Annotated in this window: 16 protein-coding genes and 1 tRNA gene; 8 read left to right on the top strand and 9 right to left on the bottom strand. The window is 57.1% G+C overall.

Annotation, left to right across the window (positions count from 1 at the left end):
* The first annotated feature begins 6 nt into the window (after positions 1-6).
* Positions 7-492, top strand: a complete 486-nt coding sequence (gene rpsI / locus J7416_RS04660) for a 30S ribosomal protein S9 (RefSeq protein WP_209223510.1) — start codon at positions 7-9, stop codon at positions 490-492.
* Between the two features lie 71 nt (positions 493-563).
* Here rpsI and J7416_RS04655 read toward each other — a convergent pair whose 3' ends face one another.
* The 9 genes from J7416_RS04655 to J7416_RS04615 form a co-directional block, all read right to left on the bottom strand.
* A complete protein-coding gene (locus J7416_RS04655) occupies positions 564-1724 on the bottom strand; it encodes an ABC transporter substrate-binding protein (RefSeq protein WP_209223508.1) in 1161 nt (386 codons plus the stop codon).
* 30 nt (positions 1725-1754) lie between these two features.
* Positions 1755-3641, bottom strand: coding sequence for a long-chain fatty acid--CoA ligase (locus tag J7416_RS04650; RefSeq protein WP_209223506.1), 1887 nt, complete (start codon positions 3639-3641; stop codon positions 1755-1757).
* 5 nt (positions 3642-3646) lie between these two features.
* Positions 3647-4420 carry an ABC transporter ATP-binding protein gene (locus tag J7416_RS04645; RefSeq protein WP_209223504.1) on the bottom strand — a complete coding sequence of 258 codons (774 nt, stop codon included), beginning with the start codon at positions 4418-4420 and terminating at the stop codon, positions 3647-3649.
* Entirely contained in the window at positions 4417-5181 is a 765-nt protein-coding gene (locus tag J7416_RS04640) for an ABC transporter ATP-binding protein (protein WP_209223501.1), read from the bottom strand. The genes J7416_RS04645 and J7416_RS04640 overlap by 4 nt, the downstream gene beginning before the upstream one ends.
* Positions 5178-6275 carry a branched-chain amino acid ABC transporter permease gene (locus tag J7416_RS04635; protein WP_209223499.1) on the bottom strand — a complete coding sequence of 366 codons (1098 nt, stop codon included), beginning with the start codon at positions 6273-6275 and terminating at the stop codon, positions 5178-5180. Before J7416_RS04635 ends, J7416_RS04640 begins: the two co-directional genes overlap by 4 nt.
* A 3-nt stretch (positions 6276-6278) precedes the next feature.
* Positions 6279-7154: a branched-chain amino acid ABC transporter permease gene (locus J7416_RS04630; RefSeq protein WP_170424932.1), complete on the bottom strand. Its 876-nt coding sequence runs from the start codon at positions 7152-7154 to the stop codon at positions 6279-6281.
* Between the two features lie 75 nt (positions 7155-7229).
* Positions 7230-8258: a zinc-binding dehydrogenase gene (locus J7416_RS04625; RefSeq protein WP_209223497.1), complete on the bottom strand. Its 1029-nt coding sequence runs from the start codon at positions 8256-8258 to the stop codon at positions 7230-7232.
* 177 nt (positions 8259-8435) lie between these two features.
* The gene (locus tag J7416_RS04620; RefSeq protein WP_209223496.1) at positions 8436-8930 is read right to left on the bottom strand and encodes a hypothetical protein; all 495 of its coding nucleotides are present in this window, start codon (positions 8928-8930) and stop codon (positions 8436-8438) included.
* A 198-nt stretch (positions 8931-9128) separates the two neighbouring features.
* Positions 9129-9218 (bottom strand) — tRNA-Ser (locus tag J7416_RS04615).
* 123 nt (positions 9219-9341) lie between these two features.
* Here J7416_RS04615 and J7416_RS04610 point away from each other — a divergent pair.
* The 7 genes from J7416_RS04610 (at position 9342) to J7416_RS04580 (ending at position 13816) form a co-directional block, all read left to right on the top strand.
* Positions 9342-10184, top strand: a complete 843-nt coding sequence (locus tag J7416_RS04610; RefSeq protein WP_209223494.1) for a DUF2059 domain-containing protein — start codon at positions 9342-9344, stop codon at positions 10182-10184.
* The gene (locus J7416_RS04605) at positions 10184-10984 is read left to right on the top strand and encodes a DUF2059 domain-containing protein (RefSeq protein ID WP_209223492.1); all 801 of its coding nucleotides are present in this window, start codon (positions 10184-10186) and stop codon (positions 10982-10984) included. Before J7416_RS04610 ends, J7416_RS04605 begins: the two co-directional genes overlap by 1 nt.
* Before the next feature lie 208 nt (positions 10985-11192).
* Positions 11193-11813, top strand: coding sequence for a 50S ribosomal protein L21 (locus tag J7416_RS04600; protein ID WP_209223490.1), 621 nt, complete (start codon positions 11193-11195; stop codon positions 11811-11813).
* Positions 11814-11824: 11 nt separating this feature from the next.
* On the top strand, positions 11825-12094 hold the full coding sequence (gene rpmA / locus J7416_RS04595) for a 50S ribosomal protein L27 (protein WP_039535512.1): 270 nt from the start codon (positions 11825-11827) through the stop codon (positions 12092-12094).
* Positions 12095-12177: 83 nt separating this feature from the next.
* Positions 12178-12678 carry a GNAT family N-acetyltransferase gene (locus tag J7416_RS04590; protein WP_209223488.1) on the top strand — a complete coding sequence of 167 codons (501 nt, stop codon included), beginning with the start codon at positions 12178-12180 and terminating at the stop codon, positions 12676-12678.
* Positions 12675-13283, top strand: coding sequence for a LysE family translocator (locus J7416_RS04585; protein ID WP_209223486.1), 609 nt, complete (start codon positions 12675-12677; stop codon positions 13281-13283). The genes J7416_RS04590 and J7416_RS04585 overlap by 4 nt, the downstream gene beginning before the upstream one ends.
* On the top strand, positions 13280-13816 hold the full coding sequence (locus J7416_RS04580; protein WP_209223484.1) for a GNAT family N-acetyltransferase: 537 nt from the start codon (positions 13280-13282) through the stop codon (positions 13814-13816). Before J7416_RS04585 ends, J7416_RS04580 begins: the two co-directional genes overlap by 4 nt.
* The last annotated feature ends 28 nt before the right edge of the window (positions 13817-13844 follow it).

Here is a 13844-nt window from a genome sequence, read left to right as displayed (position 1 = left end):
TGACCGATGGCTGATCAGATCAATACTCTCGAAGAGCTGAGCGCCGTCGCAGGCGTTGAAACCGTAGCCGAAGAAGTCGTTGTACGTGAACCCGTACGTGACGAACTGGGCCGCTCCTACGCCACCGGCAAGCGTAAAGACGCTGTTGCCCGCGTGTGGATCAAGCCGGGTTCCGGCAAGGTCACCGTAAACGGCAAAGACCAGGACAAGTACTTTGCTCGTCCCGTTCTGCAGCTGATCCTGCGCCAGCCTTTCCAGGTTGCCGGCGTTGAAGGTGAGTTCGACGTTGTTGCAACCGTAAAAGGCGGTGGCCTGACCGGTCAGGCCGGTGCGGTCAAGCACGGCATCTCGAAAGCGCTGCAGCTGTACGATCCCAGCTTGCGTGGCGCGCTGAAAGCTGCTGGCTTCCTGACCCGCGACAGCCGCGTTGTGGAACGTAAGAAATACGGTAAGCGCAAAGCGCGTCGTTCGTTCCAGTTCTCGAAGCGTTAATTCGCTGCCGAGTGCACAAAATCAAAGGGCTCGCATCTGCGAGCCCTTTTTCGTTGGAGCGGGAACGAGGATTACTCCTCGTACACCATTTTCCACGCGCCGTTTTCGACAACATTTACATAGACCGAGTCAGCGCCCTGGTGATCTTCAGGACCAAAGGTCATGTGATTGCCGACGAGGTCATCCTGATAATCCAGCGTCTCCATCGCGGCGATAAAGCTCTCCTGGGTCAGATCAGGGCCTGCGGCCTCAAGCGCCCGGACCATCATATCCGCAGCGGCATATCCCAGCATGGCAAAGCCAACCGGGTCTTCACCGGTCGCAGCTTTGTACTCTTCGATAAAGGCAGCTGGGGCGGGTTCGTCGGCCCGAGCCCACAGATCCTGCCATGAGGCTGCGGCATAAAAGCCATCGGTCACACCACCGGGAACCTGTGCGACCACGGTCAGGAAACTGGCCGAGGTGCCGAGGAACTTCATGTCTTCAAGGCCCATCTTTTTAGCAGTTCCGACCACGGTAATTGCCTGGCGCACACCCAAAGCGATTGTGACGATATCGCAGCCTTCTTCCTTGAGCTTGCTGAGCGAGCCCACGAAATCGGCTTCGTCGGGTTTGTGAGTTGTCTCAGCGGCAAAGGTGATACCGGCTTCTTCCGCTCCGGCCTTGCTGCCCTCTAGGATTTCTTCGCCAAAATCGGTCGGCAGATACATGGTGCAGACATTCTGCGCGCCAAACTGCTCGGCCAGATACTTCACTCCGACGCGGCTCTGATCGAAATAGGTCGAGAATGACGTGAATTTGTTGTCCATCGGATCCTGCAGCATTTGCCGCGCGGCGGTCAGGGGGGCAACGTTCGGAATGCCCTTTGGATCCAGCAGTTTAAACCCGGCCAGGTTCATCGGCGTGCCCAGGGATTGCAGCATGGCAAACACCTTGTCGCGGTTCAGCAGCTTGTTATAGCCCTGCATCGCGCGCGGCATCTGGTATCCGTTATCTTCGACAACATAGCGAATTTGACGCCCGTGCACGCCGCCTTCGGCATTGACGCGGTCAAAATAGACATTGGCCCCTTTGATCGCCGGAACGCCAACAGCCGCGAAGATGCCGCTCAGGTCATTGACCGACCCGATGACAACCTCATCATCGGTGACGCCTTGGGTCTGTGCGCTGGCGAAACTTGCCGCAGCTGTCAAAGCGGTGGCAGCTGCCAGCCGCGTGATCACATTCCTCATCTTAGTCCTCCCTTTGGGTTATCCCTTTTACTATTTGTACATGTCTTCGATCAGATGACCGTGTTTCTTTTCCACAAAGCTGCGTTTTAGCTTCATAGTCGCTGTCAGCTCATCGTCATCTGCTGTCAAAAGCACGTCTATCAGGCGAAAATCCTTGACCTGTTCGACGCGGGCAAAGTCCTTGTTGACCGCATTGATCTCGGCCTGGATCTGATCTTTGACCTCAGCAGCAGCGCACAGCGAGGCAAAGTTCGAAAACGGGATTTTCCGGTCCTGCGCGAATTTCTCAACGTTTTCCTGATCTATCATGATCAGCGCCGTCAGGTATTTGCGTTTGTCGCCAATGATCACCGCGTCCGAGATGTAGTGGCTGAACTTCAATCGGCTCTCAATCTCGGCCGGGGTGATGTTCTTGCCCCCGGCGGTGATGATGATGTCCTTCATCCGGCCCGAGATGGTGACATACCCGTCGTCATCAATATACCCGATATCGCCGGTGCGCAGCCATCCGTCTGCAGTGAACGTTTCCGCCGTCTTGGCGTTGTTGCGCCAATAACCCTGAAAGATGTTCAGACCTTTCAGCTGAATCTCTCCTTCGTCCGATATGCGGATGTCATTGCCCGGAACCCTGCGCCCGACGGTTCCTATCTTGTTATGTTCGATCGTGTTCAGCGTGGCGAGGCCCGAGGTTTCGCTCATCCCGAACCCCTCGATCAACGGCACGCCAATGGCCCAGTACCATTTCAGCAAATCGGTCGAGATCGGGGCCGCACCTGATCCGCCACGGCGCATTTTATCCATGCCCAACATCCGGCGCAAGTTGCGCAGAACCAGCCGGTCCCACAGCCAGTATTGAGCTGCCACTCCGGCAGGTACAGGTTTGCCCTCCAAAATGCATTCGGCGCGCGCCAACCCGGCTTTGATTGCCATTCCATAAGCAGCCCGGCCAGCAGGCGTGGCATCCTGAGCCATGATCTGAACCTGGGAATAGATCTTCTCCCACACGCGCGGCACAGCGGTGAAGGTCGAGGGCGAGACCTCTTGCAGGTTGGCAAACACCGTCTCTGGGCTCTCGGCGAAATTGACCGTGCATTTCGCAGCCAGTGGGAAGTAGACTGAAACGTCGCGTTCCAGGATGTGACACAGCGGTAAAAAGCAGAGCTGTTCGTCGTCACTGTGCGTTGGCAGGGCATGGGCGCCGCATTCGATGGCTGCCAGAATGTTTTCATGGCTCAGCATCGCGCCTTTGGGCATGCCGGTGGTGCCTGAAGTATACACCAAAAGGGCAGTATCCTGCGGCGTGGCCATTGCGATCTCGGCTTCGAACCGGCCAGGGTCCTCGGTCTCGACTTGCTGACCCAGTTTGTAGAATTCGTCAATCATCATGCAGCGGGGATGGTTCAGGTCATGCAGCCCTTCATCATCCAGAATGATGACTTTCAGCAGCTCGGGCACATCGTCCTCAACCTGCAGGAACTTGTCCAACTGCTCTTCATTCTCGACGATGAGAAAACGGCTGCCGCTGTCATTGACCAGGTATTTCAACTGGCTTGCTGAATCTGTGGTGTAGATGCCTGAGGCGATACCACCAACCGCCTGAATGCCCATATCGAACCAGACCCATTCCTTGCGGTCCTCCGACAGGATCGAGACAGCCTCACCTCGCTCCAGCCCCAATTTTCGTAAGGCCAGACCGATCCATTTGGCATGGTTCCAGTAGTCGGTCCAGGAGTAGGACCTCCAGATGCCAAAATCCTTTTCGCGATGGGCCGTACGATCGCCCAGTTCAGCGCAGCGTTTCTGGAAAAGCTCGCAGATCGTAACGCACTCGTCGACGCGCACGGGGCGCTGGCCGGGCGTCGCGTTCAGGCGAACGCCGTTGACCGTGATCTGAGGGGGCAGGGTGCTGATATTCATCTGTCTCACCTCCACGTCTTCTTACGTTTCCAGCGGCGGTTTTCCCGTGCGCCTTCTTCCTGCACGCCCAGATAGAAGTTCTGGATGTCCTCGGACTGCATCAGAACCTTCGCCGCGCCGTCCATCACGATGCGACCGACCTCCATCACATAGCCATGGTGGGCCAGTTCCAGCGCGGCATTGGCGTTTTGCTCGACCAGCATCATCGTCATGTTCTGTTCGTCGTTCAGCCGTTTGAGGATGCCAAAAATCTCTTGCACCAACAGCGGAGACAGGCCCAGCGACGGCTCGTCCAGCAGCATGATCTTTGGGTTCCCCATCAACCCACGTCCGATAGCCAGCATCTGCTGCTGCCCGCCAGAAAGGGTGCCAGCCTCTTGGTTGCGGCGTTCCTTGAGGATCGGGAAATACGAAAACACCAGATCGCGATCATGGTCGACCTGTCCTTTGTCCTTTAGCGTATACGCCCCAAGGCTTAGGTTTTCGTCCACTGTCAGAAGGGGGAAAACCTCACGCCCTTCGGGGACATGAACGATACCTTTCTGGACCACCTTGTGCGGTTCAGACCCCTGAATGTCTTCTCCGTGGAACGTGATTTTTCCCTTTTCCGGGTCCATCACACCCGACACGGTTTTCATCAGCGTCGTCTTACCCGCACCGTTTGCGCCAAGGATCGAAACGATCTGGCCCGGATGCACATCCAGCGATACGCCGCGGATGGCCATGATTGGGCCGTAAAAGCTTTCGATATTTCGGATTTTCAGGACGGGCTCGCTCATGACGCCTTCCCCAGATAGGCTTCGATCACCGCCGGGTGGGACTGGACCTCGGCCGGCGTGCCAAGCGCCAGCTTCGCGCCGTCTGCCATGGCCAGAACACGGTCGGACACGCCAGAGACCAGCCCCATGTCATGTTCCACCATCAGAACCGTGGTACCCATCTGCCGCCGGATATCGTCAATCCACCAGCGCATATCGGTCGTCTCTTCGACCGACAGCCCCGAGGCCGGTTCGTCCAGCAACAACAGCTTGGGATCGGTGGCCAACGCGCGCGCGACCTCGACCACTTTGCGGACGCCGTAGGGCAGGCCCGAGATCATCTTGTCGCGGAACGCCTGAAGATCGAGGAAATCGATGATCTCTTCGACTTTTTCGCGGTTTTCCAGCTCTTGCCGCCGTGCGGAGGGCAAGAACAGCACCTCGGACAACACGTTGGTTTTGCGATGGCGATGCCGCCCAACCAGAAGGTTCTGCAGCACTGTGGCATGTTCGAACAGCTCGATATTCTGAAACGTCCGCGCCACGCCATAGGCCGCCACGCCCGAGGGCTTGACCGCCAAAAGGTCGTGCCCGTCAAATCGGATCGAACCCGCGTGCGGATCATAAAACCGCGAGATCAGGTTAAAGACCGTAGATTTGCCCGCACCATTTGGGCCAACGATGGCAAAGACCTCTCCTTCTTCGACCTCGAAAGACAGGTCGTTCACTGCGGTCAGGCCACCGAATTTCAGGGTGACATTTTCAAACTCAAGCAAGCTCATCTCAGGCGCTCCGTCTTGAGGTAGGATTTCTGACGTTTGAACATGTCCTTTCGGTAGAAGGGGAACAACTCGAACCAGGTGCGGATTTTCAGCCAGCGGCCATACATGCCCATCGGTTCGAACAGGATGAAGGCGATCAGGATCATGCCGAAGATACCAAACTCCAGCCCCGGAATGGCAACGGTATTTCCGCCAAACAGCGCGCCGACATATTCCTTCGAGATCGACAGGAATTGCGGCAGGAACCCGATGACGATCGCGCCAAGAAACGCGCCGTGGATCGAACCCAATCCGCCGATTACGATCATCATCAACAGCTGGATCGAGATCACAACGCTGAACGTCTCATTGTTGAACGCGCCGGCATACATGCCCATCAGCGCTCCGGCCCAACCGGTCACCGCGCACGACAGCGCGAACGAGATCATCTTGGTGCGGGCAATGTCGACGCCCATCGCCTGAGCCGAAACCTCGGAGTCGCGCACCGCGATAAAGCTGCGCCCAAGCGGCGCGCGCAGCAGGTTGATGTATCCGAGGGTCACCAGAACGGCCACGCCCAACACCAGCCAGAAGAACTGCACCGGTGTCCCCCAGCGATCAACCAGAAAGCCGAAGATTTCAACGCCGCCAAGATACTTGCCCGACACACCGCCTGTGATCGGCTCGGCCAGAACGATGACGTCATCCATCAAGATGGACAATGCCATGGTGAAAATCGCCAGATAGATGCCATGCAGACGCAGGGCAGGGATCGCGACCGTCACCCCAGCCAGACCCGTCAGGATGCCCGCGAGCGGGAAGGCGATCAGGAACGGAACGCCTGCTTCCAGAAGGATGACGTTGGCATAGCAACCAAAAGCCAGAAACGCCGCGTGACCAAGGCTAACCTGTCCGGTATGGCCGGTCAGAACCATCAGACCCAGACCCGCGATGGCCCAGATCAGAACATTGGTCAGTTCTCCCAGATAAAACGCATCCAGCCACCAAGGCGCAGCGAAGATAATCGCAAGCAGGATCAGATAGAGGCTCAGCTGGTAGGTGTCCTTCCAGGGCCGGATGTCCTGCATGTAGTTAGTTTTGAAGATAACCCGCATCGCTTACACCTTCTTGACCCGAACCTGGCTGAACAGCCCATTGGGGCGGAAGATCAGCACGGCCAACAACAAGGCATAAGGCGCGACCTGGCTGTACCCGGCAGCGATATACCGGCTGGCGAAGGGTTCGATCACGCCGACAACCAGCCCTCCGGCCAGAGCGCCGGGCAGACTGCCGAAGCCACCGATGACCGCAGCTGCGAAGGCTTTGATCCCGAGCAAACCGCTGCTGGGATCAACCGAGCCCTTGGCGGCGAACAGGATGCCGGCGATCCCGGCGACCACGCCGGCGAGGGCCCAGATGAACCCCTGCACGCGTTTGACCGGGATACCCATGTAATAGGCCGCCAATTGGTTCTGAGAGGCACCCTGCATCGCGAGACCCAGCTTGGTGCGGCTGAAGAAAACATAAAGCCCCCAGGTCAGTAGGATGGTAACGACGATGACCGCCACGTCCTCCATCCCCAGAACCAGTCCGCCGAAACGCACTTCTTTCCCGGCCAAGGGGTTTTGCAGTGTCTGCGGCTCGTGCCCCCAGATCAGCCCGGCCACGAACCGGATTACAAATCCCAATGCGATGGTCAGGATCACCACGGCTGTTTGGCTTTCTCCGAACAATCGCCGGATGATCAGGCGATCCAGAAGGTATCCCAAAGCCGCCATGATCCCCAAAGAGATTGGCAATGCCAGCCAGAACGGCAGCCCCATATATTCGGTATTCGTCAGTCCGATGGTGACAAAGGCACCCAGCATCATGAAGTCGCCTTGAGCGAAATTCACGGCTTCAGTTGCCTTGTAAATCAGTACAAATCCAAGCGCGATCAGGCCGTAGACACAGCCATTCGCCAGCCCGCTGATCAGCAGCTGCGCGTTATCCAATTTTCTCCTCCCATGCCGGTAGGCCCGGCGTTTTTTAGGCCCCAAACGCCCTCCTACGTTCGGGGCCTTGTTCTACTATGGCGTGATCAGAACCTTTCCGTCACTCTTTTTCAGCGCGTCGGCCAAATTTCCTACGACGTCACGCAGCTTAAGTCGTTCCGAAACATCCGTTTTCCAGCGCCCATCGGCAAAGCGAGCCTGAACTTCCGCAACCACGCGCATCTGGTCGGCAGGCGGGGTCGAGGTCATCCATTGCGTCAGCCAGAACCCCTCGATCCGCTTGTTCATGAAAATCAATTGGCCCGTCTGTGTCAGCTTTGGCAGCTCGGGGCTGAGTTTTCCGTAAACAACCCATCGCGCGCCGTTGGGCATCGCGCAAAATATCTGTTCGGACAACTGATCCGCCACCGCATCCAGAAAGACACGGGGCTTTAGCTCATGGCTCAGTTCGGAGAATTTCTGGACCACACCCGGGTCCGTGGTAACCAGAACCTCATGCGCGCCATGCGCTTTCATGGATTCAACTGCCTCGGCCCGGCGCACAAGGGCAATGGGTTTCAACCCTAGATCCCGCCCCAGAGCACACATCAATTTGCCCAACTGGCTGGTTGCGGCAGACACCACAAAAGCCTCGCCGGCGCTGCGCGCGATATCGACCATGGCCATCGCGGTCATGGGGTTCACGATCTGGGCTGATCCGTCCTCATCCGAAATGTCGGGCCGCAGCGGGATGCACATGAGTGCCTGCGTCACCACGTATTCTGCCCAAGCCCCAGAGCCTGCCGCGACAAAGGCAACCCGCTGACCCTGCAACGCCTCGGCCCCTTTGCCGGTTGCCACAACGTCGCCGCAGCCTTCAAATCCGGCGGGCATACCTTTGACTCGCGGCTGCCCATATTCGCCTTTGATAAAGTGAATGTCGGAAGGGTTCACCGAGGCAGTGCGCAGTTTGATCAGAACCTGCCCGGGACCGGGTTCGGGAACATCAATCTCAGCCTCGGCCAGCCAATCGGCGGCGTCCTCGATGAACGGTCCAGACGGAGAACCGGTGTACCCGTCATGGGTTTGAATTACGGCGAACATTTTGGGGGGCAGGGTGGTCATGCTGTCTCCTATCCACTGTGCAGGCACAGGACCGACCGGGTCTGGTGCGTCTGGTACTGAGATTTAGGAAACAGCCAACCAAACGACCGCCCATACGTCAATCAAAGTGGGAACTGACGTAGCGGGAGCTTGCCCGCAACAAAAAAGGGCCGCTCGGAAACGAACGGCCCGGCAAGCTTATTGCTGCGATGTCAAAAGTGTACGCAGCTCTTCGATTTTCTCAGCGATCAACTGAGGCGACGCCTTGATTTCATCGAGGATATTGAGCGCCTGAGTCTTCATGTCTTGCGACAGCTGACTTTCCTGAACCGAAGCGACAATGGCATCATAGTCAAAATTCTGAACGGAAAGTGTCCCTTCTTCGATCCAGGAATTCACCAGATCCTGTCCCTGCGTGGCCAGTGACGCAACCTGATCGCTGGCTTGGTTTGCCAGATCGGTGGCTGCCTGTCCGGCTTGCTCGGCGGCTTCGGTGGCCTGCTCTGTGATGGAAGAGGCTGCCTCATTCGCCTGTTCGGTCGCCGCATCGACGGCGTCGTTTACAGCGTCACCGGCCTCTTGCGCGGCTGATTGCAGCCGTTCGGCCGGCGTGGGTTCCGGTTGGTTGAGGTAATAATAGATGCCAGCACCAAGGCCAGCGACGATAACTGCAAGTATAAGAGTACGCGACATAGGGGGTCTCCTTGAAATACGTGTCGCCCAGATGGGTTGAAAATACCGGAAATCAAAGGGGAATTCCCCGAAGTTCATTTCAAATCCGGGAATTGAGCCAGCCTGCGCCGATCAGATCGTAACGGATGGCAATAACACGCCGTCAGATGATCGATATGCGTGTTTAAGTTGAACACGGCCGTCATCCAAAGGGGATAGTGGCGGAGAGACAGGGATTCGAACCCTGGGTGGGCTTGCACCCACAACGGTTTTCGAGACCGCCCCGTTCGACCACTCCGGCACCTCTCCGCGGGGGTCTGTGAGGGGGGGATTTAGTGAGGAACGCGCGGCGGTGCAAGCAGAAAATTCCGAAAATTAACAAAGCTGGGATTTTCCGTTGCCTGACGCCGTAATTCGCCTAGGCTCTTGCGTATGACCTATGCTCGACACCGCGCCGCCGCGCCGCTTTTAGCCCTTGTTTTCACCCTTGCCCTTCTATCGCAGCAGGCGTTTGCGGCCAGTCGGGACCGGATCGAAGCGTTTTTGACCACAACCGGCTTTGACGTTGCCCTTGAAAGCATAGCGCTGGCCTCTGCATCGGCGCCGCAGATGCTTGGCATTGACCCTGACGGCTTTGGATCGGATTGGACCCGTCTGACCGAAGAAGTCTTTGATATCGAAGACATGCACAACACCGCCGTTTCGATTCTGGAACAAACGCTAAGCGATGATGCGTTGAACCACGCGGTCGAGTTCTATGCCTCGGATCTGGGGCAGCGCTTGGTTCAGGCCGAAAACGCGTCGCACATGATTGAAGACGATGAGGCCAAGCAGTTGGAAGGGCAGGAAATCGTATCGGGTCTGATCCAGGATGGCTCGAAACGGGTCGAAGAACTCAAACGCATGAACCGTGCAATTGATTCCAGCGGCACTTCTTTGCGTGCGTTACAAGAGATTCAGTTGCGCTTTCTTCTTGCGGCCAGCGCTTCGGGTGTGATCGACCTGCAACTGAGCGCAGATGAGCTGCGCGAAATGCTTCGACGTGGCGAGACCGGAATGCGTCAGGCTCTGCAACTGTCTGCTCTTGCTGGGGCGGCCTACACCTATCAGGACTTCTCGGACGCTGAGGTCGTTGCCTATGCCGACGCGCTTGAACAACCTCTGATGCAAGAGGTGTACGAGCTCTTGAACGCCATTCAATACGAAATCATGGCCATGAAATTCGAGGATTTGGCCGTTCGAATGGCAGAGCTGCACCCGGCACAGGATATCTGATGCGCATTGCTGCGGCCTGTTTGTCCTTTCTGCTTTTGGCTGTTCCCGCGGCAGCCTCAGATCGGGTTGAGCGTCTGATGCAGGCTCTCAAGATCGAACAGGTCGTTGAGATCCTGCGGGATGAGGGCAGGGTGCAGGGACAAGAGCTTGACGAAACGTTTCTGGGCAACACCGGTGGGCCCATTTTTGAAAGTCAGGTTGAGGAAATCTACAATCCGGCGCGGATGCAGCAGCAGATCGCTCAGACTTTCAAAAGCCGCCTGACGGACAGCCAGATGGACCGGGCAATCGTTTTCTTTGAAAGCGATCTGGGGCAAACCATCATAACGCTGGAAAACTCGGCGCGACTGGCATTCGCGGATGAGACCATCAAGGACATGGCACGCGAGGCTTACCTGGACAGTGCGCAGGACACCTCATTGTACCTGCTGGTCGATGAGTACATTTCGGTCAACGATCTTGTTGAACGGAATGTCCAAAGTTCCCTGAGTTCGGACTACAACTTTTTTCGCGGCCTGAGCGGCGAAACGGGCGCGAACCCCGAAGACATTCTGGCGCAGCTGTTGTCGGATAAGGACAGCGTTACGGAAGAGACCCGTACATGGCTGTACTCCTTTTTGCTGCTGGCTTATCAGCCCCTGACCGAAGCCCAGATGCGCGAGAACATCGCCTTTTCCCGCACCGATACGGGACGTGCCATGAATGAGGCCTTTTTTGTCGGCTTCGATCTGATCTATGATCAAGCCTACTTTGAACTGGGGCAGGCGGTCTCGCGCGCGCTCAGTGCATCGGATCTCTGACCTTCTATTTGCTGTTGACTTTCCCGGTCATTCTATGGATAAGCGCGCATCCCGGCCGGTTTCTCCGCGCCGGGTCTCGTTATTATTGACCCAAGGGGTTGCCCGAAAGGTCGTCACACAGCCCGAAAAGGGCGCGCTGTTCGAGGTGGCATAGGCCAGCAACACCCGGAAGGGGACCACAGAACGCGGGTTTGAAAAGGAAAGACGCATGTTTGCGGTCCTCAAGACTGGCGGCAAGCAGTACAAGGTTCAGGCGGGCGATGTGCTCCGCGTTGAAAAACTGGCTGCCGACGCAGGTGAAAAAGTTCAATTCAACGATGTTCTGATGCTGGGCGGTGACGCTCCGGTTGTTGGTGCACCTTTCGTTGAAGGCGCGGGCGTACAGGCCGAAGTGATCGAACAGATCAAAGGTGACAAAGTCATCAAGTTCGTCAAGCGCCGTCGTAAGCACAGCTCGAAGCGTACCGTTGGCCACCGTCAGAAGCTGACTCTGGTCAAAATCACCGACATCCTGGCATCGGGCGCTGACAAGTCTGGTATCAAAGCTGCAACTGGTTCGGCTCCGGCTGGCGAAGCTGCTCCGGCGGCGAAAAAGCCTGCCGCGAAGAAAGCCGAAGCCAAAGCAGAGGCACCCGCCGCTGCTGCTGCCGCTGACGATCTGACCAAGCTGAACGGTGTCGGCCCTGCCGCTGCCAAGAAGCTGGCAGAAGCTGGTATCGAGAGCTTTGCCGCTCTGGCCGCCTTGTCGGACGAGCAGATTGCTGCTATCGAAACGGTCAAAGTGAAACCCGAGTGGGTTGAGCAGGCCAAAGAGCTGGCCAAAGGCTAAGGAGAGAGAGAATGGCACATAAAAAAGCTGGCGGTTCCTCCCGTAACGGTCGCGACTCAGCTGGTCGCCGCCTTGGCGTGAAACTGTACGGTGGCCAAGCAGCCATCGCAGGCAACATCATCGTGCGTCAGCGCGGCACCAAGTTCTGGCCGGGCGAAGGCGTAGGTATGGGCAAAGATCACACCATCTTTGCAACCACCGATGGCGCCGTGAAGTTCCACAAGGGACTCAAAAACCGCACCTTCATTTCGGTCCTGCCAGTGGCGGAGGCCGCAGAGTAAGCCGAGACCCAGAAGGTTTAGAAAAATTCATGGGGGACCGGCAGAAGATGCCGGTCCCCTTTCTCGTTTTCAGGAGCGGTCCCATGACCGAAGTGATCAAAACAGAACGTCTTGTCCTACGCCGTTTCCGGCGTGAGGATTCGTCGCGTTTGGTCACGCTTCTGAACGAACTGGACGTCGTGCGCTGGCTGACCGTGGTACCGTATCCTTATGACACCGCGCATTCGGCCGAGTTCATCGACTCCATGTCCTACGACCAAGATGCCTTTGCGATAACCAATGAGGGTGTTCTGATCGGTTGCGTTTCGACCGGGTCTCAACTGGGGTACTGGATCGGAAAAGGGTCTTGGGGGCAGGGCTTTGTCACTGAAGCCTGCCGCGCGATGCTGGATCGGTTCTTTCGGTCTGATCGGGATGAGCTGTCATCGGGTTACCATCTTGGGAATGATCGTTCCAAAGCGGTCCTGTCAAATCTCGGGTTCAAGCCCAGCGGGCAGCATGCAGCCACAGTCCGGTCAACCAACGAAGATGTGACCATTCAGGACATGCTTTTGACCCGCAGGGATTGGGAGGCGACGCAATGACCGTTGCCACCACCAGTTTCCTGATCTTCGCAGCCTCTCAGGTGGGAACCCCCGGACCGGCCAATATGGTCCTGCTGGGCACCGGCGCGCGTTACGGGTTTCGGGCGGCACTGCCGTTTGTAGCTGGCGTGATCATGGGCAAACAGCTGATCATCTGGCCGGTTGGCTTTGGTCTGTTGCGGCTCGCAAATCAGGCCCCGATGGTCTTTACCGTGCTGAAATACGCCTCGGCGGCGTATATTTGCTGGTTGGCCTGGAAAATCGCCAACCTGCGCCTGTCGCGCAGTGAAACGACCGGAGAGGTGCCTGGGTTTTGGGCCGGGTTGATCGTGCACCCGCTTAACCCAAAGGCCTGGGCCATGATCATCGCCGGGTTTACCGGGTTTGTTGCGGCTGGCACGCCTACCTTTAACGCAACGTTCACGATCGCTTTGTGTTTATTGCTTTGCCAGGTGGTTTTACACCCGATCTGGACATTTGCCGGAGATAGAATTGCACACGCGGTTGAAGGGCAGCCGGTGGAAAAATATCTGATGTGGACGTTAGCTGGTCTGACTGTTGCGTCCGTACTTTTTGTGTTGTTCGGAGGAGGAACGCACTCATGAAACTTGAGACAATAATAAACCAGCCGGTCATCGAAACCGAGCGGTTCGATCTGCGCCCATTGCGTCGGTCGGATTTGGGTCTCATTGAGCATTACGCTGGCGATGAGCGCGTGGCACGCATGACCACGTCGATCCCGCATCCCATTCCACCGGGTTCAGTTGAGGCGTTTGTCACACGCTCAATGTCTGAAGAACGAACTGAGGACGTATGGGCGATGGATGCCACCAAGGATGGTGGTCCCGAACTGATCGGGCTGATCTCGCTTGAAAGACTGGACCGCAACCAGTCCGAGGTCGGCTATTGGGTTGCACCTGTCTATTGGAACACGGGCGTTGCATCATTGGCCGTTGAAGCTCTGGTCAATGCCAACCCGTTGGAAAACGCCACTATGTTTGCCAGCGTGTTTCAGGACAATCCGGCCTCGGCCCGGGTATTGACCCATTGCGGGTTTGAATACCTTGGGGATGCCGAAAGCTATTCGGTGGCGCGCGATGCGAATGTGCCCACCTGGACTTACAGTAAAAAACTCTGACTTGTGGCCGATGGGGCCTTTGCAGTAG

The organism is Ruegeria sp. R14_0 (genome assembly GCF_017743975.1).
In the GTDB taxonomy this organism is placed as follows: Bacteria; Pseudomonadota; Alphaproteobacteria; order Rhodobacterales; family Rhodobacteraceae; genus Ruegeria.
Note: the sequence above shows the minus strand (reverse complement) of the source record. Positions and strands in the feature narration are given on the sequence as shown.